We start from the raw sequence: 25,884 nt of genomic DNA, 5'->3' as shown, positions 1-25,884 counted from the left end.
CAGCGCGTGTTTGGATAATTTCCCAGCCCTCTGCCCAAAGAGAGGCCGTTCCCGCCCCAAGCCGCCGCGTTCCCCACACCGTTCCCCAGAAGGGGGGTCGCCAGACGCCCACCGGGGCTGGCCTATCTCTCTACGTTCCTCCCGTTCCCCCCTTAGAGGTATAGAGTAGAGAGAGGGACAGGGGGACGACCGCCTATGGGCTCCGGGCACCGCCGCCGGAGGGTCCGGGGAAGCGCGAGGAACGGCAGGGAACGGGGGGAACGATGGGCATTCTCGCCATTCGGCCAAGGAGTTAGCCGTTCCGGCCCGATTTTCCACCGTTCCCGCCCGGGAACGCCTAGAAGGGCTCCCCCGGTCCGCCGTCCGTTTCGGCCACACCCTCTAGCTCGCCATCCGGCCCGAACCGGGGCACGAGGCGCGGCACGTTGCCCTCGCCCCGGACATAGCACCACTCGGGGTGCGGCAGCCCGAACCGGCGCTTGGTCCGGTCGAAGGCCAGCCGACGCATGGCGTCCCCCAGCCTCTCGTTGTCGTCCTGCGTCCGCATCCCGCGCAGCCTCCCGACGATCCGCCACACATCCTCGCCGCGCACCTTCCCGGGCCGCTCCTCGCCCAGCGCACTGTGCAGGGCCTCATAGAACGGTTCCTCCACCCGGCGGGCGTCCTGTTCCTCCGCCGCCTCCGCCCACAGGTCCGGGTCCAGACGGATCGGTGCGCCTTCCGCCTCGCGCGCCGCCGCCTCTGCCCAGAGCTGGTCCCGGTCGCGGCGCAGGGCGTCAAGGTCGAACCCCTCGACAGACACCGGCCAGAACCGGCGGTTGCCGGTAGTGTCGCGAAGGTAGCGGCTGTCGTTGGTCGTGCCGACGATCACGCACTGGCGCGGCACCTCGCGCTCGCGCCGGTCGTATGCCATCCGGGCCTTGTCGTGGGTCCGGGACAGGAAGCCCTTGAGGTGGTCGGCTCCTCCCTTCTTCATGCCCTTCAGCTCGCCCGCCTCGACAATCCACTTCCCGGCAAGGGCCTCGATCACGCGCTTGGCCTCTGCATTCAGCGGCACGTCATCCGTGAACCACTCATCCCGGACGGCCAACACCTTCAGGGCCGTGCTCTTGTTGGTGCCCTGCGGCGATTCAAGGACCAGCATCTCATCGAACTTCACGCCCGGCCTGCGGACCCGGCGGACAGCCGCGACAAGCAAGAGCTCGCCAACCGCCCGCGTATAGGGCGTGTCCACCGCGCCGCCATAGGAGGCAAGCCAGCCGCCGATCCGGGGCACCCCGTCCCAGCGCAGCGCGGCAAGGTAGTCCAAGACAGGGTGGAAGGCCCTCTGGCGGGCATGGTCGGATAGGACACGGTTGAAGAAGTCCACCGTGGGCCGGAACCTGAACCGCTCGTCAATCGACAGCCAGAGCCGGTTGCAGGCATCATCGTCAAGGTTCGGCCCGAACCCGTCCAGCCCCTCGACAAGGGCGCGCTCGGCCAGCAGGTCGTGGCGCAGGTTCACCCCGAGGCGGCGCAGCGCGACCCGGACGTTTCGCTGGGAGCTGCTGAGGGGGTTGCCCTCCTTGTCGCAGTCGAAGTTGTTGTCCACCTCCTCGCGGGCGTCCTGCACCTGCTTGCGGGCGTAGCGCTCCGCCCCTTTCTGGTCGCGGACGTGTGCGCTGATTCCAAGGTCCGGGTCGAGAAGGACGCCCAACATCACCGCGTCACTGCACCCAGCGCGGGCCATTTCGCAGGCCACCCACCAGACAGCCTTGGAGCGGTCGCCACCCCAGCGGTTCGCGTCGTCAGGGTCTTGGCCGTTCACGATCACGCTCTTGCAGAGGTCGGACAGGGGCAGCCCCTCCACCTCCACGCCCCGAGCAGGCGCAGCGGACGCCACCGCCGGGGCATCTGGCATCGGGGCGGCGGGGAAGGCATCCAGCCCATAGCGGCGGGTCCAGTCTGCCGACACGACACGCGCGAGCGCGGGCTTGCGGCCCTTTTCGCGCTTCTTCTTGTTGGGCAGGTTCACCGTCCCGGGCAGCCGCATCAGCCGGTCGATGTTGTGGCAGGCGTCGGCCCCCATCGCCACACCGATTGCGATGTTCCGGGCCTCCACCTCCGGGTGGTCCTCCACCGGCGCGTCCAGCAACCAGAAACACTGGTAGCCGCCGCCGCTGTCCACGACCACACTGGGCCGGGGGAAGGGCAGTTTGCTGCCGTCCTGCTCCCAGTCCTCAACCATCCTTTCGATCCGCTGGCGCTCCGGCTCCACTTCCATCCCGGCGCGCGGGTCCACGTCAACGTGCAGGGCCACCGCCGCCGCCATTTCCGCCTTGCTGGGCTTGCTCGACACTGGGCCAAAGGTCCGATTGACGGTGAAGTAGATGTTCTGCCGTCCCTGCCGCTCCTCAACCCACTCGGCCATCGCCGCCACGTCGCCCGGGCCGAAGGTCCGGGTGGTCGTGCGCCCGCCGTCCGGGACGATGGAGGTCAGCACCCACGGGCCATCCGGGCACCAGTGCGCGAGGAAGTCCACCGCCGCCGCCGTGTCGCCGGACAACAAGCCTTTCTGGTCGCCCGGCGTGGCATCCGGGGTTAAGCTATCCCCGTCGATGATGTTCTTGTGACTGTGTTCCTGAGCGCCCCCTGCTTCCCGGCTGGGGGCGTTCTCTTTCTCCGCCCCGCTCATTCCGACGCCTCCATCCACACACGCACGTCATCGGCGCGGTAGCGGACGTTGTGCCCGATCTTGAGGAAGGCGGGACCCTGCCGCTTGGCGCGGTAAGCCTCCAGCGACTTCGTGGAGAAGCCGGTCATCTGGGCCACCTGTTCGGCGGTCAGGTATTCGGGGGTCATGGGCAGCCGCCCACGGGGCAGCTCACGCAGGAGGCGTTCTGCAACGGCCTCCGCAACGGCATCAATCGTCTGTTGGTCCATAGTTGGTCACCAAGCCAGACTGCCTGCGAAAGCAGTCGGGTTCAGTGACAGGGCAGCGGTGCCTTCGCACCCACCGGGTTGCCCCGCGCCCCCCGCATGGGGCGCTCCCCGCGCGCGGCACTTCCCGGTGGGCCGACGCGGTTCCCAACTCCGGGACACTTCCCCGGCGTTCCCTGTTTCAGGGTAGTCTCATGGTCCCGATCTTACCCGCTCCGGCCCGCGTTGGGAAACCCTGAATCGCCCTAACCAGCCCTCAATCCGTTGTTGTGGAGGGCTCAAGCAGGGCGAAGAGCGCCGCCGTCATGCGCTCCTGCTCCGCAAGCAGCGTGTCGAACAGCGCCCGCTCGTGGATGTAGACGCCATCTATCCCCGGCACGGTGTGGTCAAGCAGAAGGCGGGCGTTCACCCGGTCAATCCCCGCGCGCTGGGCAACGGTGCGGTAGGTGTGGCGCAGGATGTGCCCCGTCTCGCTGGGCAGGGCTTTCTCCTTCCATACCTGCGTTGCGATCACCTCGCCCGTCTTGGTGGACCGCGACGGGAACAGCCACGGGCTGCCGGGGAACAGCACGTCGCCCGCCGTGAGGGCATGGCTCACAACCTCGACCATCCGGCCCGACAGGGGCAGGTCGAAGGAGCGGCCCGACTTCATCCGGGGGATCGACACCGCCGGGGCGTCCAGCCGCACCCAATCACGCCGGATGCCGACAAGGGTGCCGGGGCGCAGGCCCGACAGCAGCCCGAGGAGGTGCATGTCGCGGCGCAGCGGGTTAGGCAGCGCCTGCACTCTCCGCCACCAGTCGGCAAGGTCGTCGGGCATCAGCACCCGGTTGCTTGCCCGCTCCTTGTTGAACGTGACCGCCTGCACCGGATTGCCCGGCAGGGCGTCCGGGTCGTCCACCACCTTGAGGGCGAAGTTGTAGGCCGCGCGGAAGTCGCGCATGGCCTTGTTGGCCGTGGTCGCGCCGTGATCCACGGTGATGCGCCGGTGCTCCTCACGGGCTTGGCTGCGCTTTATCGCGGTCACGGGCAGTGTGCCCCACTTGGGCAGGTAGCGGTCCAGCCGGTCCATCATGTCTACAATGGACCGCTCGACACAGTCCCGGGCGCGCATGTCGGCCCCATACTCCTCGAACATCCGGCGGACGGTCCAGCCACCCGCGTCGGAGGACGGGTCAGGCAGCGGGGCGTTGGGGTCGATTCCGCGCTTGATCTGGTCCAGCAGGACCGCCGCCCGGCTGCGGGCGTCGTCCAACGTCATCTCCTCAGTGCCCCCGAGGGTATGGCGGACGGTCTTGACCAAAACCTTTCGCCCGCGCTGGCCCTGCCAGAGGTCGCGCTGAATCTTGTATGACTTCCCGGTCTTGTTCACGGCGACAAGCAATCCTGCCACCTTCGCGTCCCGCACAGCGGCAGGCTTTCCATCGTATGCGAGGGCCTTCACCCGCGCTTCTGTCAATTTCTCTGGCATCCCTTGTCCCTTTCCGAACCGTCTGGCGGTCTGCCTGCGAACCGTTTACGAACCGGGAGGGGATCGGGTGGAAGCGGGCAGCTCAGGGCTAGTATAGCTCCAAGTCCCTGCAAACGCTACTGTTTAGGGTGGACGCGAGGGTTGGAAAGGGATACAGTTTACCGACTTCTAATCAGGATGTTGGGGGTTCGAGTCCTCCCGGGATCACCATGACCTGCCACGGGTGCCAATGCACCATAACCTTGCACCTTTTGCCTGTTTTCATGCACACCCCCTGTCAATGGGAAAGTGTCATGTGAGGCGTAAATTCGGACAAGCCGTTGATAGTTATCGGTTTTTACTCCGTTCTGGCCCCAAGGGCGACCAGCCGACGAGTGTCAGCTTTTCAGAGCGCCCAGGATGCCTGCTACTTCATCTCGAAGATAGACAGGTCCGGCGTCCACGTCGTTCGGCCGGAATGGCCGGATCCCCCCGACCGACAATGCCGCCAGAATCGTGTTCCGGTGATGCCCGGTCTCTTCGCCAATCACGGTCGGTGTGGTGAATTTCTCATGAAAGGCGGCGATGTCGGCGTCGTTCATCCGCCACTGTGGGCGCTTCGTCACCGGGTGCAACACCTTCGTCGCAGGTGTATGGCCACCTTCGATCAACGCCAGAAACGCCCCCTTCTTCCGTATGCCGACAGACCGGGCGAAAGCAGCCGCGTTCAACTCGCCCTCCATCGCCACCATGCTTTCCTTACGAGATCGGGATACAGTCAACTGATCAACCTTGGCAGACTGCACGACGAAAGCATGATATCCGAATACTTCGGCGCGCTTGCCGACACTGAGACCGCCGTCCCGGATCGCGGCGATCACTTCCCCTACGGAAACGCCCAATCGCTTGTGGACATGTTGGATTGTTTCCCACCCGGGCGCGTCCGCATCCAGCGCAATGGCCTCGCGCTCCAACTCCTTGAGCAAAGACACCCCATCTGACACCCGCCAGGGAGACTTGATCGTAGCCACTTTAGTCCTGGGCACCAGAATGCGGTCCGCCGCCAACGACATCAGTTCGGCCCGTGTCGCCCCGATCGCCTTTCGCATCGCGATGGGGCCGACCAGTGTCGGTATCTCGTCCAGCAGGAATTGGTACGCCTTTGCGTCGAAGGTCTTGCGAAGATCAGCACGCGCGTCGTCAGGCGCAAACGCTCCGGCCTCTGTCAGGAAGTCATTGAGCACGGTCTTGCCGATTCCAGTTTCCGTACTGGCAGAGACAAGAGAATGAAGCCGACGTTCGGACACAACTTGCCCGAGAATCTCATCCCCCCCAGCAACAGGCCAGATACTCAGGACATGGCGTCGCACGATATCGCGGAAACCATCGAAGCTGTCGTCGTTGCGATAGAGATGGTCAAGAGCCCCAAATATAGTTCCCAATGCACCTTTCGTGACAAAGTGGCCCCCATCACCCGCCAGCGTGAGGAGATCGAGCGCACCAACAATGGCTTCAGGCCCTCTCGATAGGACATCAAAGCCCAAGGCCTTCGCAGTCCTGTCCTCAGCTTCACGTTCCTGAACGCGAAGAAGTTCCGTTCCGAGCAGCGCACAGAACGTCATGGCCACAAACAGGGGTTGAGTTCCGAGCCAGGTATCGTCCTCTCCCTGCGAGAGACGCCGATCAAGCCAGCGGTCATAGGCGGATGACTCGATCAGGTCACGGTCAAATCGGCCGGCCAGAAGGGCTGGAAGTATTTCCGTCAGCCTGGCGCCAACGTCATCGCGATCAATAGGTCGCGGGCGTTCCCAAAGAGGCACCAGCGGATGGCGATGCCGCAGGCACACATCCACACCGCGACACAGCCAGTCCCCCGCCATGGCCAGGTGCCGCAGCGGAGATGTCTGGTCCCCCGCCACCGCGCGTAGGCAATGGGGACAGCCACGGACGACGGGATTGCGTACAGCGCGCGAGACAAATACTTCTCCTCGATACTTCATTCGCACGTCCCCGACACGCTCGCCAGTCCATGACAGCATGGTTGCCAGTTGGGCGGGTGCCAAGCCGGATCGATCAGCGAAAGTGCCAACCGCGAACTCCTCCAGGCTCAAGATCCGCTTCAAGCTGACCCCGATATCCAAAGCAAATCCGGTGGCATCGGAGCCATTGATCGCGGCCATGCGCGAGAAAAATGAGGGCAGTGTTTCCCGCTCAGAAGGCTGGACCACCAATTGCAACTTTTCCACCAAACGGGGACGCTCCGTCTCTGTTTTGCATTTCTACCGAGCGTCACCTGCGCGGAAGTCAGTCGGGCGCAAGGTGAGGTCCTGCGCAGTGCTTATCGGGGGCACTATGGTGGGTGCAGCAAGTGATCATGAAGCTATACCATGATCTGCGCGATGGTTGCCATCTCTGTCGGCGTTACATCAGGGATGACAACACATGGTCCATGAGCGTCCAGGCCCGGATCAATTCGTACTCGCAGGGCTCTCAATATCTTTCGCAGAACCGTGTGAGGGCCGTGCAGGGTTAACCGCACAGCCAAACCAGCGCCAGGCCCATGAGGTGCTTCGTGCTCCGGGCCTGTCACTGCAGCACCGGTCCGGTTGAAAACAATTCAGTCGGGCAAGAAGCCCGAATTCCCGCCCAAAAGTACGCGTAACACCTGGACACCTTGGTCGGCCGGATAACATCTATCCTGGCGGGCACGGCTGGTTGCGAAAGCTTGCGATGGACCAGCCATGCTATTGTTGACCTGTTTGCCCCAGGATATTCACCAGCAGCGTGACATACAGAGCGAGCTGGCGGCCGGTTGATCAGCCTCATCAGTTTGCTATCGTTCATTTTGGTCGGCTCCTTTCGCGCTATTTCGGCTTTCGTGAGTCGGTATCCGGGCAAAGCTTTTGGAACGCCGTCGGATTACTGAAGGCGATGTTTCGGTTTCGCCCATTTGTCCTCAACGCCGGGAAACGAAACATTGGAGAGGTGTCTGCGCAGGTCGTCGCTGTACAGCACGCGCCTTCCGACCAGATCTTCTGCCATCGCGATCAGAATGTTGCGGTTTATTTCCAGGACCTGAGTAGCGGCGTGGCCGGCATCTTTCAGCAGGTCCACGATTTCGGGAAGATGCCCATTCATCGCTTTTTCGAACGCCCTGTTGCTCCCGAGCCCCCCGAACCAGACCGGTCCGCTGTCTCCCAACCCCAGTGAGGCGATCATATCGATCGCTGCGCCCGTTGCCCGGGCAATGTCACTCTCGCTACCTCCACCCGAACCTGCTGCCGCTTCATTGAAGATCAACAGTTCTGCAGCTCGTCCGGACAAATGAACCATCATCGCACGTTGCAGCACGCCTCGCGTAATCAGTTCGTCTTGTTTTGTCATATTGCAGATCCCACCTTTGGCTCCGATCCTGACGAATCCGACCGCGTAGGTGCCCAAGGCGGTTCCAACGATGGCGTGACCACATTCGTGAACCGCAAGTCGAAACAAGTCCTCAGGCGTGTAGTTCGGAGGATCCCCCTCGAGCACTTCCAGCAGATCTTCGGTTCTTACCGCGCGCCGCTCCCGACGGGCGACAACGTTTGCCGCGCGAACCGCAGCTGCACAGTCCGCACCTGTCTTGGCCAAGGCGGCCGCAGCGCAGGCTCTCAAATCGATGCCGCCCGCTTTGGTACCGAGATGCTGCCCGAGGATCTGTTCAAGATCGGGCAATGACGGCATCGGGATCCTCAATATGGCATCGAAGCGACCGGATCGGCGGATTGCAGGATCAAGCTGCTCGACGCTGTTGCAAGCCCCCATGGCGACGACGCCCTCCCGGCCTGCCATACCATCCAGTTTCTCCAACAAGGCCGTGATCGCTTTGACATCATATGAGTCGTTGCGGCCGGTGCCAGTAAACTCCAGACGCGAAAAGAAAGCGTCCAGCTCATCAATAAAAATAATGGCGGGGCTCAGCCGCGTTGCTTCATCAAAACTGTTTTTCATGGCTGTCAGAAAGTGGGACAGACTACCCGCCTGCTGCCAATCATTATAGCTCGTCGCAACCAGGTGAATCCCAGACGACCCCGCAATAGCTCCGGCGAGTTCAGTTTTGCCCGTCCCCGGGGGACCAACAAGTAGAAGGCCTCTGGGAACATCGGACCAATCAATGGCGCTGGACTTCCAGTCTTGGAGGGCCGAAACGATGTCCAAAGCGGCCTGCTTTGCGGCGCCCAGTCCGACCATCTCTTCCAGTGGGACCACGGACAGCGCAGGAGGTTTTTCTTCCTCGTCGACGACCAGCGCGGCTTCAACGCGCCGACGCAGAGCCTGAAGGGCATCCTCGATCTTGTGGGTTCGAAAACACAAAGCGATTGCCGCAACAGAAAGAAGCGCAAGGTCCTGCACAGACGGCAACTCATCATACAGCGCATCGATTGCTGTTCGATCCAGGTCGGGGTACTTCAACGCTGCCACACAGATCAGGATGTCACGATCAATAAACTCGAGCCGCAGTTCTTGGTACGGAAATTGCTGCACGACTTCGGGTAGATCATCATCATCTAGGCCAACTGCAAACAAGATCGGGTCAGTGCCGTCTGCCAAGTACTCAACCTGCTCGGCGTCCACCGTGCGATAGCTCCCCTTACGCATGCTGATCGGGCAGACATGAAGGCTGCCCTGGGGATGAGCGAGAGGCCGAGAAGCTCGGCCCATCGGTGGCGGCGTTTTGCGAGGCCGTGATCTGGACAACATGCGGGAATTGCAGCGTCTCGGCCACATCATCGTGCAGCGCGAGACGCGGTGTTGCCGCCACCGAGAGGATCCACGAATAATTCTTGGCAGTTGCGTGAGTGTTGATTTGCCGTTGGTGTAAAACGCAAGAAGGCTGGCGCTTTAAAGGTACCCCAACCTATGCTTCTGATATTACTTAAAATCTTGCTTCCAGACGATGCCACCACCACAGCCTGCCTGCACTGGCCTGCATGATCTGAAGCAAGAACGCGCATGGGGCGGCCTTGCGCTTGCAGGATCAAACCTTTCCTTTCGGCGTGGCATTGACCAAAAATTCATGTCAGGCAGAACGCGTGCTGCCACACGAACGCCATGGAGGGTATATGCGGTTCTGGACCACGATCAGCCTGATCCTCGTTCTTTCCGCCGTCGGGCTGACTTACGAGATCGCAGCGGGTCGCGTACTTGCGCCTTTCTTCGGCACCTCGTTGCTGACCTGGACCGCTGTCATCGCGACCATCCTGGCCGGTTTCTCGCTTGGCAGTGCCTTGGGTGGGCTCGTGGCCGAAAGGGAGCGCCGCGGGGCGATTGCCACCGTGCGCGCAGCACTGATCGCAACGGCGGTCCTGATGGCGCTGTCGCCTACCGCGCTTGGGCTGATCTACGCATTGGGCGCGCGGGAAACGGCGGGGATGCTGCTGGCAGTCTTCGTTGCGTTCTTTCCGGCCTCGGTACTCGTCACCCTGCCTTCGCCGTTCCTCGCCAGAATGGCCGTAGAGGCTCGACCGGGACGCGAGGGATCGTCGCTCGGGCTCGTGCTGTCGGCGGGGTCACTCGGCGCGATCGTCGGCGCGATCCTTGCAGGCTTCGTTGCCCTGCCTCTCTTCGGTTCGGCTGCAACCTTTGCCGGGTGCGGGGCCGCGGCGCTCCTCTGTATCCCGTTGGTGCGGGAAAAAACACACGGCAGCGGCGGCAAGGGCCGCTCAACCGAGTCCGGATCTAAGGTCTTGATTGGCGCAGCGGCGCTCGTTGTGGTGGCCAGCGTGGCCGGACGTTCGGTATGCCGCTATGAGTCAGGTCTTTCTTGCATAGATGTCGTGCGCCAGGGCAGCGCGGTTCAGCTCTATTCCGACCGCACCCAGCAGGCAGCCGAGCGGAGCATCCAGAAAGAAGGACAAGGCGAGATGTCCCAAGGGCTGGTTTTGCCATATACGCAATGGCTCTGGGCCCGGATGGATCGCGATTTGGGGCCTGCACCTTCGGTGTTGTTCATCGGCGGCGGAGGTTACACGCTGCTCACCATGTTGCTGACAGAGCGGCCTTCGGCCCAAGCCGTCGCAGTCGAAATCGACCCCCTGATCACGGATGTGGTGCGGGAACACATGCCTTGGGCTGGCGCGATGATAGAACAGACAGGCTATGACGCGGGCCTCGACAGTGCCGGCGACACCGAGGGCGAAGGACGGCTGGGCATCATCCACGCAGACGGACGGGTTTTTCTTAATCAGACGGATCGCCGCTTCGACGCGGTCGTCATGGACGCGTTTTCTTCCGGGTCGGTCCCGGCCCACCTGGCCACGCGCGAGACCTATGAACACCTCAGGACAATCGTCGATGGTCCGGTCTACGTGAACCTGATCGATACGCCAAATGGCCCCCTTGCGCGCGGGATCCACGCTATCCTTGTCGATCTCTACCCGTATGTCGAATTAGCTGAGGGTCGGGTCAGCCAGAGCGGACGCGCGAACATCGTGTTGGCGGCCTCTTTAGAGCCGCTCGCCCCGCTAGATGCGCTGCCAAGCGGGTATGAGGCTGCCCAGCTCGCACCGGGCCGCGCCTTCACCGACGACCGGGGGTGGGTCGGCCATCGCTAGAACTTGGAAACGGGTTTGATAGCATGCCGTAGAAGCAAAGCGTGGCCTGCTGCGGTATTCAGTGAAACGACAGAAAGAACCCGAGAGATCGATGGGCGCCTCACCTCCGAAACCCGCTTCTTCGCGCTGCCCTGGGTGTCGACGCCAGAGGTTCTGCTGGAAACTGTCCGCGCCCACTGGGCAATCGAAAATGCTCTGCACTGGCAGCTTGCCGTCTCGTACCGCGAAGACGCAGCGCGCAACCGCAAGGATAACGGTCCCGGCCATATCGCCTTCCTACGCCGCCGCGCCCTCGACGTTATTCGCCGCGACACCTCCAAGAGCTCACTCTCGATCAAACTGAAGCGCGCGGGCTGGGATACCGACTTCCTTCGCAGCGTTCTCAACCGTTTCGCCCAAACGTGAGGCCAACTGCGATTGCCTTGCGACCATCTCAAGCCAGTTTATTCTGACAGAAGTCGACCTCACGCTAAAGCGCACCTTTCACGGCGCTTGCATAGGCCGTCTGAAAACTGTCAAAGGCTGCCTGTAGCGGGCGGTGCGAAGATGCTTGCACCCATATTGATCTGCTCTCAGACCTTAGTCGCTGGGTCTCCCGGCAGCGCGATAGCATTGCCAAAACACCCCGATACTGGACACGAGCCACCTGCCCTATCAATCGCCACCCAATACACCATTCAACACTCTAGGTCAAAAACGATAATCCCGTCGTAGCCGCCCTGACACATGCTCACCAGTTGCTTGCCAAGGCGGACGTGGGTTGGATGCGCTTCGTATTGCAGATGCGCGGCGCGATCAGTGAAGGTCACGATAAACCCCTCGCCATATGCCGCCGATTTGTTTTCAAAGTCCAAGTTTGGTCCATAGGCGTAATCGACTAATCCCTCTACGTCGTCGGCCACTGCCTTGAAGCCAGCCAGAACCGCAAGGCGGTCATCTTGGGGAATTCCGGGTTTGAAGTTCACAAAGACGCAGTGCTTCAACATTATGATCACCTTCCAAAGGATTGCAGTATCAGCGCCTAAATAGGCACGGTGCTGGACTGACGGATTTCAAGATGGACTCCCGCTCGTCCAGGATCGTCTGGCTGTTCGCCCGACGCCAGCCAAGAGAGCAATAAATGAGCGCTGCGCTGGCCGAAACCTTCGATATCGCAGTGCACGGAACTGAGCGTCGGATAGAAGAGCGCACTTTCGCGGATGTCATCGAAGCCAATCAGGAAAAAGTCCTGACCGACCTTGATGTCCGATCGGGCCATTGCTGACATCATCCCCAGCGCGACCATGTCATTGAAGCAGATTGCAGCCTTGATGTGCGGATGGGTCTTCACGATCTCGAGCCCAATGTCGCGGCCAAATTCGCGGGTGTTTCGCCCAAAAAAAGTTGGGGCCTCCAGCCCCGCACGCTTCATTCCCGCCAGATAGCCGCTCATCCTCTCCATCGTGATCTGGCGGCCCTCTACCCCCCCGACAAAGGCAATGTCACGAAGACCCTGTGAGAGCAGGTGGTCCACGGCCAACATGCTGCCCGATGTGTAATCGATCGAATAGAACGGAAAATCTTCGATCCGCCGGTCGCCCGTGCGCAGCACTTGCAGCGTGGGCGTGTGCGAGCGGCGAATGGCGTCAAAGGTTGTCTTGGTATCGCCGTAGCTGGGCGAGATCAGGATGGCCGACACCCCATGCTCCAGCATCGAGATGATAACCTGATGTTGCAGCGTTGCATCCTCATCAGAGTTGGCCACCACGGTCGCAAACCCCTCAGCCCCGCAGGCGACACGTGGTTTCAGGGGGTGGGCCTTGGCCTCAAGCCGAAGACCCATATTCACCCAAGAAGCCAGCACCATATCCCAGCGCTTTTCCTACACGGGGCCCGATGAGTGTAAATCCCATCGGACCTAAAAACGCATTAGTATCAGTAGGTAATGGCGGAGACGATGGGATTCGAACCCACGAGACCCTTCCGGGCCTACTCCCTTAGCAGGGGAGCGCCTTCGACCACTCGGCCACATCTCCGCCTGTCCGTTTAAAGACGCTTCACCCGATGGGCAAGGGGGAAGCGCGAAAAATATGCATGCGGGGTAGCGACTTCTGGTTTGGGGGACAGGACGGCCGGCGTGCCGGGTGCTGTTGGCGCGTCACGTCCGGTGAACGGGGCTGCCGCCGAGAGCCGGCGCGACCGCATCTGTAGTGATGCGGCCAACCTGCGCCCTGGCGACACATCAGGACAATACCGCCCAAACCGGGAGCGGCCCCGTCAGGCGCACTTGTGAGGTTGGGACTCTAGAATCGGCGCCTACGTCGAGTGCTTAGTCATAAGATCGCGGTCCTAGCGTCGCAGTGCTGGGTTATGGGTATGGGACTCTCTGACCCGGGGCTCGCAGGTTCGCCCGCAGTCCGGGGTCCCAGAACTGCGACGCCCCGACAGCATGGGCGTGCCTCGGGCGCGCAAGCACAGGCCCCGTATCAACACCCCAACGGACAGCGGCTCACGGCAGCAACACCGGGCTGCGGTCGCCTTGCGCGAAGCGGCGCAAGACCAGAGGATAAAGCGTGTGTTCCATAGGCAGCACGCGGGCAGCGAGGGTCTCCGCGCTGTCGCCGGGCAGCACCGGCACGCGGGCCTGGCCCAAGATCGGACCGTCATCGAGTTCCGGCGTCACCTCATGCACGCTGCACCCGGCCTCATGATCCCCGGCTTCGATTGCCCGGGCATGGGTGTTCAACCCCTTGTACTTCGGCAAAAGCGACGGGTGGATGTTCAGCATCCGCCCGGCATGGCGCGCAACGAAATTGGGCGTCAGCACGCGCATGAAACCCGCCAGCGCGATAATGTCGGCCCCGGCGTCGGTCAGATGTGTCTGCATCAAGGCCTCAAACGCGGCACGGTCGCGGCCAAAAGGGCGGTGATCCACCGCCGCCACCGGAATGCCCATCGCCTGCGCGCGCGTCAGCCCGCCCGCGTCAGGGTCGTTCGACAGCACCAGACAGGGCCGCGCGGGATGGTCACCGGTCATGCTGTCAGCCAGCGCCATCATGTTCGACCCCCCGCCCGAGATCAGGATCGCAACCCGCAATGTCATGCAAGCGTGCCGCTGTAGCGCACGCCCACCCCAGGGGTCACAATGCCAAGCCTGTGCACCCCTTCGCCTGCATTTTCCAGCAATTCGGTCAGGGCATCAGCCCGGTCGGCCGCCACCACCAGCACCATGCCGATGCCCGCGTTGAAGGTCTTCAGCATCTCGGCCTGCGCCAGTCCGCCCTGATCGCGCAGCCAGCAAAACACCGGCGGCAGGGTCCAGGCGGTCAGATCAATCTCAGCGCCCAGATCGTCGGGCAGCACGCGTGGCAGGTTCTCGGTCAGCCCGCCACCGGTGATATGCGCCAACGCATGCACCCCGCCCGCGCGCACCGCCGAAAGGGCGGGCTTCACATAAAGCCGCGTGGGTGCCAGCAGCGCCGCACCCAGCGTGTTATCGGCAAACGGCGCGGGTGCGTCCCACCCCAGCCCCGAGACGTCGACCACCTTGCGCACCAATGAATAGCCGTTGGAGTGTACGCCGTTGGACCGCAGACCCAGCAGCACATCGCCCGCCCCTACCCCGGCAGGCAGGTCGTGGCCCCGCTCCATCGCGCCCACGGCAAAGCCCGCGAGATCGAAATCGCCCGCGTGGTACATGCCGGGCATTTCCGCCGTCTCGCCGCCAATCAGCGCACACCCCGAGGCCGCGCAGCCTGCGGCGATACCGTTGATGATGCGTGTTGCCTGATCCAAATCCAGCTTACCGGTAGCGAAATAATCGAGGAAGAACAGAGGCTCTGCCCCCTGACACACCAGATCGTTGACGCACATCGCCACAAGGTCGATGCCGATGGTATCCACCTCATTGGTATTGATGGCGATGCGCAGCTTGGTGCCAACCCCGTCGGTGGCAGCTACAAGGATCGGGTCGTCGTAGCCCGCCGCCTTCAGGTCAAACAGCGCGCCAAAGCCCCCCAGCCCCGACATGGTGCCTGGCCGTTGCGTGGCCTTCGCCGCTGGTTTGATCCGGTCGATCAGCGCGTTGCCCGCGTCGATGTCGACGCCCGCATCGGCATAGCTCAGGCCATTGTGCCCTTTGGCTCCATCTGGTCGGTCGGTCATTGCAGCTGTCCTTGTGTCTGAGGTCAGTCCGAAAGCTGCGGTGGCAGACGCAGCACCGGGGGGAGGGCGATATTGCACGCGGCGATAGCCCATTGCCGCGCCTTCGGCAACTGATCCACGCCCAAAGGCGCGGTTTTTTGGCACGGAGGTGGGGCGCGCGCCGCAGCATCACCCGCAGGCTTGACGCGCCCTCGCAATCTGATAGCAACCAGTTCACAATACGGGCCTGTAGCTCAATTGGTTAGAGCAGAGCGCTCATAACGCTTTGGTTGCGGGTTCAAGTCCTGCCGGGCCTACCACCTTTCCTTTCCGTATCTGAAACTGTCGGGGGCAGCCATGAACCCGGATGACACGCCGATCAGCGACTCAACCTTGACGGACCGGGCCCTTTCAGAGCAACGGGGCGGCCAGATTTTGCTTGTCGCATGCGGAGCGCTAGCGCATGAGATCTTGGCGCTGAAGGCCGCGAACGGCTGGGACCATCTGGATCTGCACTGCCTGCCCGCCAATCTGCACCTGTGGCCTGACCGGATCCCCGACGCGGTGGAAGCTGCCGTGCGCGACGCAAAACCGCGCTACGCGCAGGTTTTCGTGGTCTATGCCGATTGCGGCACTGGCGGGCTGTTGCAGGCGCGTTGCGATGCACTGGGGGTCGAGATGGTGCGCGGCCCGCATTGCTACGCCTTCTTTCAGGGCGTCGATGATTTCACCGCCCGCGCGGAAAATGAGTTCACCGCCTTCTACCTGACCGATTTTCTTGTGCGGCAATTCGATGCCTTCGTCTGGAAACCTATGGGCTTCGACCGCCACCCCGAACTGATCGCAATGATGTTCGGCAACTATGAGACGCTGATCTATCAGGCGCAGACCGATGACCCCGCACTGGACGTGAAGGCGCGCGACTGCGCGGCGCGGCTGGGGCTGCGGTATCAGCGCCGCTTCACTGGCTACGGCGATCTGGCGGGCGCGCTGGCTGCCCTGCCGCCACCGGACTGATCCCCCTTTCCGGGCAGATGGCTTCGCGCTAGCGTGGCCAAAACCATTCAAGGACCGCGCGTGTCAGATCCCTTGCCCTTAGAACCCGGACACCTGACGACTGCGTCAGACGCGGATGCGCATGACGAATCGCGCGGGGCTGCGGGCGGCTTCAACCTGCTGATTGTCGCCCAGAGGGGGCGGCTTCAATATGAGGCGTTGTTGCTCGCCGCCTCGTTGCGCCATTTCGCCGGCAATGACGTCGTGCGGCTGTTTATCGCCGAGCCGCAGCCAGGGCCCCTCTGGTCCGAGGATCCGCGCATGGACCACTGGCGTATCCGCCAGATGCTGGGCGCCTTCGGCGCGCAGTTCATCCCCCTGCACAACCGCCATTTCGGCGACAGCTACCCCAACGGCAACAAGATCGAGGCGCTGCTGCACCTGCCCGCCGCCGAACCGTTCCTGTTCCTTGATACCGACACGTTGATCACCGGCGATCTGACGGCGGTAGGGTTCGATTTCGCGCGCCCCTCAGCCTCGTCCCGCGTCGCCCCGACATGGCCGCTCATCAGCCTTTATGGCCCGGGGTATGAGGATGTGTGGCGCGCGCTTTATGACCATTTCGCGCTGGACTACGCCAGCAGCCTGAACCACAGCTACCCGCCCGAATTCTGGCGCCGCTATGCCTATTTCAACGCGGGCTGGTTCTATGGCCCCTGCCCGCAGCTATTTGGCGCGCGGATGCGGGACTACGCGATCGAGGTGGCACGCGCAGCACTGCCTGCGCTGGCATGCCAGCCGCTGAAGCCCTGGCTTGACCAGATCGTACTACCGCTGGTCATTCAGGCGATGGGCGGCGCGCGTGATCTGGTACCGGGGGGGCATATGGATGGCGCCACCACCTGTCATTACCGTGCGCTGCCGATGCTTTATGCGCAGGCCAGCGACCTGACGGTGGGCGTGCTGGAGACCCTTGCCGCGCGGCCTGATCTGCAACGGGTTCTGTGCCAGCACCCACCGTTCAACCGCATGCTTTACCAAGGCCATGGCGCGCACGCCCGCGCGCTTTTTGACCGCGACGGGCCAGAGACACCAATGGCCGAAGCGCAGGCGAAGCTGTCGCGTGCCGGCCTCTGGGCGCGCTGAGCGCGGAGCCTGTCACACTCGCCGAAGGTGCAGACAATAGAGCCGGATCATCCAGCCAAGCATAAACCCGTTGAGCACATGCCACAGGAAATGTGTGCCCAGCGCGAAACTGGCGCACACCCCGTCATCGGCGATGCGGAACCCCAAGGACACAGTCAGGATTGCGGCCCCGATCAGTAACCCCCGTCCGGTTGCCGAATGCGGGGCCCGCAGCATCACCAACCCGTACATGGCAACCAGCACCACGACGCTGAAATACGCGCCATTCGCCCCTGGCGCCGGTAGTCCCAAGACCAAAGCCCCTTGCCCGGCCAGCCACACCACGGCGGCGGCATACGGAAAGAACGCCAGCACCCCGCCCCCCGCCCAGACCGGGCCAAGGCGCAGCAAATCGCGCGTGGCGGCGAAAATGTAGATCAGGATGAAAACCATGATCGGCAGCACATCGGCAAGCCCGGACCAGCGGGTGGCGTGGGTGTGCCACAGAAACGAACCGATCCCGATCACCGCCAGCACAATCACCAGCGCATGCGCCAGCCCGCGCCCCCGGCCCTGCACCGCGCGCACGATGGGCCAGACCACGGCTGCGGCGATCAAGAAGGCTGAATTGGTAATGGCGTTCATCGGCTCGGACCAATAGGACAGGTCCGTCCGCTCGCAATAGGCGATCACCTGTTGTTGCCACATGCCGTTTTCACCCCCACGTCATTGTGCTTGGTTGCGTGCCCTGACCATCAGAACAACGCAGCCAGTATTAAGACGGCGACCAGCGCAGCATCAGGCGCCGGACGGTATCGCAGGGCCATGCAAGCCCGAGCATTGCAACGCATCGAGATCAGCGCCCTCGGTCTTGACGTTCATGCCCCAGAGGGTCGGCTCACCCCAACCGTAGCCGGGCGAAGAACTCGCGCAGCAGCGCCTCGGCCTCGGTCGCGGCGATGCCGTCATAGACCTCGGGCACGTGGTGGCATTGCGGATGGGCGTAGACCCGCGCGCCGCATGCGACACCACCGGATTTCGGGTCTGACGCGCCGTAATACAGCCGCGCGATGCGTGCGTGGCTGATCGCAGTAGCGCACATCGCACAAGGCTCCAGCGTGACATAAAGGCTGTGGCCCGGCAAACGCTCGGACGCAACGGCGGCGCAAGCGGCCCGGATCGCCAGCACCTCGGCATGGGCGGTAGGGTCGTTCATGGTGCGGGTGCGGTTGCCAGCCCGCGCGACGATCCGCCCCCCCTCGTCCACGATAACAGCGCCCACCGGGACTTCACCCAAGTTACCGGCGGCGCGGGCCTCGGCCAAAGCGGCCGCCATATGACTAATGAAAGGGGTCATGCTGACAACCCTGATGCACTGCGCGCGATCCTGCGGCAAGAGGCTTTCGCGCCGCCCCAATTGCGGCTATGGCAGGAAGCATGAGCAACGATAAACGCCCCCCCGCCCCAAAGCCCTCCCGCAGCCCCCAGCGGGCCGCTCCTGCAAGCGCGCCCGGGGCCAAGCCCGCGCCCGGGAAGCAGGCAGGTGTCAGGACGGGAGCCAAGGGTCCGGATGCGGGTGCGCCCAAATCCGGCGGCACCACAAACCCGGCAGGCGACCGCATCGCCAAGGTGCTGGCGCGCGCGGGCGTCGCCTCGCGCCGCGAGGCTGAGCGGATGGTCGAAGAAGGACGCATCACGGTCAATGGGCTGCGCATCGACAGCCCCGCCCTTAACGTTACTGCGCGCGACAAGATTCTGGTGGACGGCCAGCCGCTGGCCCCGCCTGAACCTGCTCGGTTGTGGCTCTATCACAAACCCACAGGCCTCGTGACCTCGGAGCGCGACGAAAAGGGCCGCGAGACAGTGTTCGAGACCCTCCCCCCTGATATGCCGCGCGTCATGTCGGTTGGCCGACTGGACATCAACTCGGAAGGATTGTTGCTGCTCACCAACGATGGCGGGCTGAAGCGGCGGCTAGAATTGCCCTCGACAGGCTGGCTGCGCAAATACCGGGTGCGGGTCAACGGGCGGCCGGTCGATGCCGACCTAGCACCGCTACGCGAAGGCATCGTGGTCGAGGGTGAGCGTTTTCAGCCCATGGTGGTGGCGATAGACCGCCAGCAAGGCGCGAATGCCTGGCTGACCATCGGCATCCGCGAAGGCCGCAACCGCGAGGTGCGCCGCGCGATGGAACATGTGGGCATGGTGGTCAATCGGCTGATCCGCATCAGCTATGGCCCGTTCCAACTGGGTCCGCTGGCCGTGGGTGCTGTGGAAGAGGTGAAATCGCGCGTGCTGCGCGACCAGTTGGGCGAAGGCGCCGACCTGGAAGGGCTGAACCTGCTGGGCGAAACCGACACCGCCGCCCACCGCCGACCTGCGGGCCGCGCCGGCGCGAAGCCCGGCCCGGGCCCAAAAGCTGGTGCGGCGAAAGGTGCGATGTCAAAAGTCGGCGGTGCCAAAGGCAGCAGACCGGGCGCTGCATCGACAGCCCCCCAGAGGGCGGCGACGGGCCCCGCGCCCGGCAAGGGAAAGCCAGGCAAGGGCAACCGAGGCCAAGGGACGGGGCATGAAAGCGCAACAGACAGAGGCGTGACCGGCAAGGGCACAGCGGGCAAGGGCACGGCACGCCCACCCCGCGTAGGCGCCGGACCGGCCGATGCGACACTGGGACCCAAACGCCCCGCCCGTCCCCGGCCACGCCCGACACGCGGATAGCGGCGACTGGCGCCTTCTGCTGTGCAACAAAGGGATTTTGCGGAGGGCAAACACGATGCCATCGACGCATGGCAACGCCCTGAAGTCAGGTCTCGGGACTCCGCGGGGCGACGCGCCCGGCTCAGGTACGTAATAGAGAGCCAGAAGTCGGCGCGCACAGATGGTCCGGGCCGCAGGGGCACCACCGCGCAGCAGAATCCCCAATGCAAGGGCATGGCCAGGGAACCGTCCCCTTCAGCGCGCGTTTCTAATCGGCACGAGCCTCAGGCATGTATCCAAAAGCGCAGGCCGCCATGGGGCGCATCTTGCTGCAGGATTGCGCGCGCCGGGTGACTTGTGGACTTGTGGACTTGTGGACTTGGAGAATGCGCGTTTGCCCTGTAGAAGAAACGCGTCCACGCACAACCAGATGAGGTAATATGTCAGGAACCGGATTGCAGAAGACATCCTACCTGCTGCTGGTGGCTGTGATGTTGTACCTTGCCGTGACCGGAGGATAGGCCATGGCTAAACGTTATGGCGGCAAACACAGCCCCGGGGCCGCAGGTGCCGACAGCAGGGGCAAAGCCGCGCCGCTGCCCGCCAAACGGTTGCATCCGGTAGGCGCGCGGGTAAACTTCCTGTTCATCGTCCCGCTGGCGTTCGTGCTGCGTGGCTTCTTCTCGGATACAATGGGGCTGGCGCTGAACCTCTCGGCTTTCGGGGTGCTGATGCTGGCGGCTTGGCTGACGCGCGACGGCGTGATCGCCCACGCGGCTTATGACGACCGGCAGATCGCCCGCCGCCCCGCCATCCCGCGTAAGATCTTTGGCGCGGTACTGACGGGCGCGGGGCTGGGGGTGGCAGCGCTGGCCTCAGGCTCACTGGTCAGCGCGGCGATTTTTGCGGTGATCGGCGCGGTGCTGCACGGCATCGCCTTCGGCCCCGACCCGCTGCGCGACAAGGGCATGGAAGGGGTGGATCAGTTCCAGAACGACCGCGTGACGCGCGCGGTGGAAGAGGCCGAGAACCACCTGACCGACATGGCCGATGCCATCCGCCGCGCAAAGGATCGCGCGCTTGTCGCGCGGATCGAAGCATTCAGTAGCAATGTGCGGCAATTGTTCCGCGCGATCGAAGATGACCCGCGCCGCCTGTCCGGTGCCCGGCGGTACCTGGGCGTCTACCTTGTGGGTGCGCGGGATGCGACGCTGAAATTCGCCGACCTTTATGCCCGGACCCGCGACACGGACGCGCGCGCAGATTATGTGGCGCTGCTGGATGATCTGGAGGCGAATTTCAACCATCGACGCCAGACGCTGCTGACCGATGACCGGCAGGCGCTGGATATCGAAATGGAGGTGCTGCGCGAACGTCTGCAACGCGAGGGGCTGCGCCCCGATGAGCTATGACGCATTGGCCCGCATGAAAACCGACACTCCAGGCCGTTAACCCTTGCTGATCTTTCCGCCTGCCCCCATTTTGGCACCAACCGCCTATTGCACCCAACCGCATTCGCCGCCGCGTCACCGCCCTGCATCTTCCTACCGCACACCGGCCCGAGCCTTGGCGCGCGCGCCCCAGATCACGACAGGAACCCGATATGTCTGACACCATCCGCCTCAAAGCGACCGAAATCACTGCCGATGTTGAACAGACCGTCAGCCGCCCCCTTGCGATCCCGTCCAGCGGTGTGGTGGCGCTGGACGCAGCCGATGGGCCAGTTGCGTCCGAAATTCGCCGCCGGATGGAAGAGGTCGACCTGACGAACACCGGATCGGTCATCGGTTTTGGCGCACGCGCGCAACTGGAACTGCAACAGATTTCACAATCGATGCTGCAAGATGTTAAAAACAAGGATCTGGGCCCTGCGGGCGATAGCCTGCGGGAAATGGTAACAACGATCCGCGGTTTTTCGGTCAGCGAGCTGGACGTACGGCGCAAGCGCAGCTGGTGGGAACGCCTGACCGGCAAGGCCGCGCCCATGGCCAGCTTCCTAGCGAAATATGAAAACGTGCAGGACCAGATCGACAAGATCACCGAAACTCTGCTGGGTCATGAGACGACGCTGCTGAAAGATGTGAAATCGCTGGACATTCTGTATGACAAGACGCTGGCGTTTTATGATGAGCTTGCCCTCTACATCGCGGCGGGCGAAGAAAAGCTGAAGGACATCGATAGCGCGCTTATCCCCGCGCGTGAAAAAGCGCTTGCTGATGCGCCCGAGGGCGATCAGGTCATCATGGCGCAGGAATTGCGCGACCTGCGCGCGGCGCGCGACGATCTGGAACGCCGGGTGCATGACCTGAAGCTGACGCGGCAGGTGACGATGCAGTCGCTGCCCTCCATCCGACTGGTGCAGGAAAACGACAAGTCGTTGGTCACCAAGATCAACTCAACCTTGGTGAACACCGTGCCGTTGTGGGAAACCCAGCTGGCGCAGGCACTGACCATCCAGCGCTCGCGCGAGGCGGCTGAAGCGGTGCGCGCGGCCAATGACCTGACCAACGACCTACTGACCGCGAATGCCGACAACCTGCGCGAGGCGAACCGGACCGTGCGCGAAGAGATCGAACGCGGCGTATTCGACATCGAGGCCGTCAAACGCGCCAATGACACGCTGATCGCCACGATCCAGGACAGCCTGGAAATCGCCGATGCGGGCCGCGCCAAACGCGCTGAGGCCGAGGTCGAACTGACCAAGATGGAGACAGAGCTGCGCGATTCGCTAGCTGCGGCACGGGCAACCCGCCCGGCAGTCGACGTCGAAAAGACCCCTGGCTGACACCGGCATGGGGCGCAGTCATATCAACCCGCCCAGTGCGGTGCAGTATCGCGTGATGCGATTGCCCCTGAAGCGGGGGGCCTTCGCGCGCCTGTTGGCGACGCTGGCCTTCCTGAGCGCCTGCGGCCTGCCGCTGGCCGACGGACCGGACACCGACCCCCGGCCCACGCCACCGCCCACCACCTCGCCGCTGCCACAGCCCAACCCCGGGGCTGCGGCGCAATCGCCGCTGCGCGCCGAATATGCGCGCATCGAGGCGCGTCGCGTCGCTGCGGGCCTGTTGCGCACCGATGGCGGCGGCCCCGATACGCCGTTCACAGCGGCGATTCTGACCGAAAATTTCATAAAGATCGCACTGTTCGACGAATATGTCTTTACCGGCAACCGCGTGATCGCGCGGCCCACACCCAGCACGCTGCGCCGCTGGCAAACCCCGGTGCGCATGAACCTTGCGTTCGGCGCGTCAGTTCCCACTGAGGATCAGAGCGCTGATCGCGCACAGGTCGCCGCCTATGCCGCGCGCCTGTCGGATCTTACCGGCCATTCGGTCAGCCTCTTGCCTGAGGGGCGCGCGGAGACGGCGAACTTCCACGTCCTGACGCTATCCGAGACTGAACGCCTTGCCATCGGGCCCGAACTGCGTCGTCTGCTGCCCGGCATCCCCGATACCAGCGTCGGGCTGATCACCGGCATGCCGCGCGACACGTTCTGCATGGTACTGGCGTTTTCGCGCGGTAGCGCAGATGTCTACACCGACGCGGTCGCCGTGATCCGTGCCGAGCATCCAGATCTGACGCGCGTTGCTTGCTACCATGAAGAACTGGCGCAGGGCATGGGCCTGCCTAACGATAGCCCGCAGGCGCGTCCGTCGATCTTCAACGACGGCAAGGAATTCGGGCGGCTGACCACGCATGATGAAATGCTGCTGCAAATCCTCTACTCCGCCCGCCTGACGCCTGGGATGCGCGAGCCAGAGGCACGGCCCATCGTTGGCCAGTTGGCGCGCGAACTGATCGGCGGCGAGAGCTGAGGGATGCAGAACCTGCGGCAACCCGAAACCTTTGAATTTCTCGTTCGCTATCTGCTCAGTCGGTATATATTCCGCTCCTTGTGGTCGCGCCTTGCGGCCAGGCACCGTCCCGGCCCTTCAGAAATCGTGCAGGAAGCGACCGGGCTGGGCGCACCCATGTTGTCAGGCTGGATTGTTGCCAAGGCCACCGTGCTGCGCAAGCGGGCAATGCCGGGCACACACCCCGAAGCCCGCGCCTGCGATTTCACCCTTCAGAAGAAATCTGATCCAGGCTATATTGCTTCGGTATTTCAAGAAGATGGGATGATTTTCAGGTATCTTGACACAAATTCGCTGCCCGTTACCGATGCGGATCGTAGCGACATCCATCGGGAAACCTTATATGCTGTGCGCAATGGCAAATGGCGTCTGGCTGAACCCCAAGGCGGTACGCGCAGATTTCATGGGCCATGCGGCGGTCGATCGAATGCGTGCAGGAGGGTGCTGATGCAGCGCAAGATTCTCATAGAAGGTCACGGTCCGCTCGGTCGGGAGGTTTGCGTATCGGGTGCTGGCTCGCGCGGCAATCCTCCGGCGCGGCCACCGAGCCGCCCCCACCAAAAGGCGGCGGCGCCGTCTCTAAACCTGCAAAGAAATAACCGAAGGCACGCATAATGGTTTTCAGCTTCCTAAAAGGTCAATTCATTGATGTCATCGAATGGACCGACGACACCCGCGACACCATGGTCTACCGCTTTGAGCGCTACGGAAATGCGATCAACTATGGCGCGAAGCTGACGGTGCGCGAAGGTCAGGCGGCGGTATTCGTGCACGAAGGGCAGATGGCCGATGTGTTCGGCCCCGGCCTTTACATGCTGGAAACAGACAACATGCCTGTGATGACGGCGCTGCAACACTGGGACCACCTGTTTCAGTCGCCCTTCAAATCTGAGATTTATTTCGTCAACACCCGGCGTTTCCCCGGCCTTAAATGGGGCACACAGAACCCCATCATGCTGCGTGACCCGGAATTCGGGCCCGTCCGACTTCGGGCATTCGGCTCATACACCATCCGGGTGACGGAGCCCGCGCGCTTCATGACCGAGATTGTGGGCACTGACGGGGAATTCACCGAGGATGAAATCGCAGGTCAGATCCGCAATATCGTCGTGCAGAAAGCCAGCCGTGTGCTGGCGGCCAGCGGCATTCCGGCACTGGACATGGCGGCGAACACGAAAGATCTGGGCGAGGTCATCGGCCGCGCGATTGAACCCACTTTGACCGAGTACGGCCTGTCGATGCCGGAACTCTACATCGAAAATATCTCGCTGCCCGCCGCAGTGGAAAAGGTGCTGGATCAGCGGACATCCATGGGGATCGTCGGAGATCTGAACAAATACACCCAGTTCTCTGCCGCGCAGGCGATGCAGAACGCTGCCGGCGAAGGTGGTGATGGTGGCATGGGCGCCGGCATGGGCGCGGGTCTGGGGATGGGCGTCGGCATGGGCATGGCGCAGACGATGGCAAATGCGATGGGCGCGAATACGGCGGGCGCGGCCACCGGCACCCCACCGCCGCCGCCGCCGCCACCCGCCGAAAAGGTCTGGCACATCGCCGAGAACGGGCAGACCAAGGGCCCTTTCGCCCGCGCCAACCTTGGCCAGATGATCATCGAAGGCAGCTTCACCCGTGCCACGCTTGTCTGGACACCTGGTCAGGATGGCTGGATCGCCGCCGGGGATATTTCCGAGCTCGCGCAATTGTTCACCGTCGCCCCGCCACCACCACCACCCGTCTGATCGGGGGTGCCCGTGCCCCATGGCCTCAGGCCGATAGGGTCTTGTCGGTTCGGCGCACCTTAAAGGGAACTCCAGCAGCCGCGACGCCGCCAGCGGTCAGATCTGATCACATTGCGGGTCGGACGCAGGCTTACGACTGCGGTGTTGCGCTGTGGATAGCAGCGCCAACCGCCCGGCGTTGTTGTGGTATTCGGCCTTGCGGCAAGACGCGCGGGAAAGGCGTCCGTAACCCCGCCCTGTTGCCGCGCCGGTTGCTCGGCTCTGTGCGCACCCTGCCCCTGTAACGTTTTCCAACGGCCGACAGCGAGGCTGCCTCACATCCGAGCCCCCAGCGCCCAAACACCGATCCTGAAACTGTCAGGCCCCAAACTGTCAGCAGCTTGGCATTT

General features: G+C 63.2%; 21 protein-coding genes and 2 tRNA genes. 11 read left to right on the top strand and 12 right to left on the bottom strand.

Going from position 1 to position 25,884, the window contains the following annotated elements:
* Positions 1-337: 337 nt before the first annotated feature.
* The 5 genes from H9529_RS01620 to H9529_RS01600 all read right to left on the bottom strand — a co-directional run bounded on the left by H9529_RS01620 (position 338) and on the right by H9529_RS01600 (position 8,959).
* A complete protein-coding gene (locus H9529_RS01620) occupies positions 338-2,674 on the bottom strand; it encodes a VapE domain-containing protein (protein ID WP_092885903.1) in 2,337 nt (778 codons plus the stop codon).
* Positions 2,671-2,922, bottom strand: a complete 252-nt coding sequence (locus tag H9529_RS01615) for a helix-turn-helix transcriptional regulator (protein ID WP_092885901.1) — start codon at positions 2,920-2,922, stop codon at positions 2,671-2,673. The genes H9529_RS01620 and H9529_RS01615 overlap by 4 nt, the downstream gene beginning before the upstream one ends.
* A gap of 253 nt (positions 2,923-3,175) precedes the next feature.
* On the bottom strand, positions 3,176-4,390 hold the full coding sequence (locus tag H9529_RS01610; protein WP_092885899.1) for a tyrosine-type recombinase/integrase: 1,215 nt from the start codon (positions 4,388-4,390) through the stop codon (positions 3,176-3,178).
* A gap of 377 nt (positions 4,391-4,767) precedes the next feature.
* Positions 4,768-6,615, bottom strand: a complete 1,848-nt coding sequence (locus H9529_RS01605; RefSeq protein WP_223814343.1) for a TniQ family protein — start codon at positions 6,613-6,615, stop codon at positions 4,768-4,770.
* A gap of 673 nt (positions 6,616-7,288) precedes the next feature.
* Complete coding sequence (locus tag H9529_RS01600) at positions 7,289-8,959, bottom strand: AAA family ATPase (protein ID WP_176846876.1); 1,671 nt, start codon at positions 8,957-8,959, stop codon at positions 7,289-7,291.
* 512 nt (positions 8,960-9,471) lie between these two features.
* Here H9529_RS01600 and H9529_RS01595 point away from each other — a divergent pair.
* Together H9529_RS01595 and H9529_RS01590 are read left to right on the top strand one after the other, a co-directional pair.
* The gene (locus H9529_RS01595; protein WP_092886288.1) at positions 9,472-10,962 is read left to right on the top strand and encodes a fused MFS/spermidine synthase; all 1,491 of its coding nucleotides are present in this window, start codon (positions 9,472-9,474) and stop codon (positions 10,960-10,962) included.
* Between the two features lie 3 nt (positions 10,963-10,965).
* Positions 10,966-11,367, top strand: coding sequence for a hypothetical protein (locus H9529_RS01590; RefSeq protein ID WP_223814261.1), 402 nt, complete (start codon positions 10,966-10,968; stop codon positions 11,365-11,367).
* A 272-nt stretch (positions 11,368-11,639) separates the two neighbouring features.
* Here the strand turns inward: H9529_RS01590 and H9529_RS01585 are convergent, their stop codons facing one another.
* From H9529_RS01585 to purM, 5 genes are all read right to left on the bottom strand, one after another.
* Positions 11,640-11,948, bottom strand: a complete 309-nt coding sequence (locus tag H9529_RS01585) for a Dabb family protein (protein WP_092885893.1) — start codon at positions 11,946-11,948, stop codon at positions 11,640-11,642.
* Positions 11,949-11,983: 35 nt separating this feature from the next.
* A complete protein-coding gene (locus H9529_RS01580; RefSeq protein ID WP_092885891.1) occupies positions 11,984-12,808 on the bottom strand; it encodes a substrate-binding domain-containing protein in 825 nt (274 codons plus the stop codon).
* A 79-nt stretch (positions 12,809-12,887) separates the two neighbouring features.
* A tRNA-Ser gene (locus tag H9529_RS01575) sits at positions 12,888-12,977 on the bottom strand.
* Positions 12,978-13,450: 473 nt separating this feature from the next.
* Complete coding sequence (gene purN / locus H9529_RS01570; RefSeq protein WP_092885889.1) at positions 13,451-14,044, bottom strand: phosphoribosylglycinamide formyltransferase; 594 nt, start codon at positions 14,042-14,044, stop codon at positions 13,451-13,453.
* The gene (purM, locus tag H9529_RS01565) at positions 14,041-15,105 is read right to left on the bottom strand and encodes a phosphoribosylformylglycinamidine cyclo-ligase (RefSeq protein WP_092885887.1); all 1,065 of its coding nucleotides are present in this window, start codon (positions 15,103-15,105) and stop codon (positions 14,041-14,043) included. The genes purN and purM overlap by 4 nt, the downstream gene beginning before the upstream one ends.
* A 222-nt stretch (positions 15,106-15,327) precedes the next feature.
* On the opposite strand from purM, the gene H9529_RS01560 reads away from it, so the two are divergent.
* The 3 genes from H9529_RS01560 (at position 15,328) to H9529_RS01550 (ending at position 17,226) form a co-directional block, all read left to right on the top strand.
* A tRNA-Ile gene (locus tag H9529_RS01560) sits at positions 15,328-15,404 on the top strand.
* Positions 15,405-15,441: 37 nt separating this feature from the next.
* Entirely contained in the window at positions 15,442-16,101 is a 660-nt protein-coding gene (locus H9529_RS01555) for a DUF1638 domain-containing protein (protein WP_092885885.1), read from the top strand.
* 60 nt (positions 16,102-16,161) lie between these two features.
* Positions 16,162-17,226 (top strand): hypothetical protein, encoded by a 1,065-nt coding sequence (locus H9529_RS01550; protein WP_092885883.1) that lies wholly within the window; start codon positions 16,162-16,164, stop codon positions 17,224-17,226.
* 12 nt (positions 17,227-17,238) lie between these two features.
* Here the strand turns inward: H9529_RS01550 and H9529_RS01545 are convergent, their stop codons facing one another.
* Together H9529_RS01545 and H9529_RS01540 are read right to left on the bottom strand one after the other, a co-directional pair.
* Positions 17,239-17,913 carry a ceramidase domain-containing protein gene (locus H9529_RS01545; RefSeq protein ID WP_092885881.1) on the bottom strand — a complete coding sequence of 225 codons (675 nt, stop codon included), beginning with the start codon at positions 17,911-17,913 and terminating at the stop codon, positions 17,239-17,241.
* Positions 17,914-18,103: 190 nt separating this feature from the next.
* Positions 18,104-18,562, bottom strand: coding sequence for a nucleoside deaminase (locus H9529_RS01540; RefSeq protein ID WP_092885879.1), 459 nt, complete (start codon positions 18,560-18,562; stop codon positions 18,104-18,106).
* Between the two features lie 80 nt (positions 18,563-18,642).
* Between H9529_RS01540 and H9529_RS01535 the strand changes: the two genes are divergently transcribed.
* From H9529_RS01535 to H9529_RS01510, 6 genes are all read left to right on the top strand, one after another.
* Positions 18,643-19,923, top strand: a complete 1,281-nt coding sequence (locus tag H9529_RS01535; RefSeq protein ID WP_092885877.1) for a pseudouridine synthase — start codon at positions 18,643-18,645, stop codon at positions 19,921-19,923.
* Positions 19,924-20,426: 503 nt separating this feature from the next.
* Positions 20,427-21,314: a 5-bromo-4-chloroindolyl phosphate hydrolysis family protein gene (locus H9529_RS01530; RefSeq protein WP_092885875.1), complete on the top strand. Its 888-nt coding sequence runs from the start codon at positions 20,427-20,429 to the stop codon at positions 21,312-21,314.
* Between the two features lie 191 nt (positions 21,315-21,505).
* Positions 21,506-22,687 (top strand): toxic anion resistance protein, encoded by a 1,182-nt coding sequence (locus H9529_RS01525; RefSeq protein WP_092885873.1) that lies wholly within the window; start codon positions 21,506-21,508, stop codon positions 22,685-22,687.
* Between the two features lie 55 nt (positions 22,688-22,742).
* Positions 22,743-23,717, top strand: a complete 975-nt coding sequence (locus H9529_RS01520) for a DUF2927 domain-containing protein (protein ID WP_092886286.1) — start codon at positions 22,743-22,745, stop codon at positions 23,715-23,717.
* Between the two features lie 3 nt (positions 23,718-23,720).
* Positions 23,721-24,371, top strand: a complete 651-nt coding sequence (locus H9529_RS01515) for a hypothetical protein (protein ID WP_143033460.1) — start codon at positions 23,721-23,723, stop codon at positions 24,369-24,371.
* Entirely contained in the window at positions 24,368-25,495 is a 1,128-nt protein-coding gene (locus H9529_RS01510; RefSeq protein WP_092885871.1) for an SPFH domain-containing protein, read from the top strand. Before H9529_RS01515 ends, H9529_RS01510 begins: the two co-directional genes overlap by 4 nt.
* The last annotated feature ends 389 nt before the right edge of the window (positions 25,496-25,884 follow it).

Source organism: Roseicitreum antarcticum, from assembly GCF_014681765.1.
GTDB classification, from domain to species: domain Bacteria; phylum Pseudomonadota; class Alphaproteobacteria; order Rhodobacterales; family Rhodobacteraceae; genus Roseicitreum; species Roseicitreum antarcticum.
The sequence above is the reverse complement of the archived record's forward strand: the minus strand, read 5'-3'. Positions and strand labels throughout refer to the sequence as shown.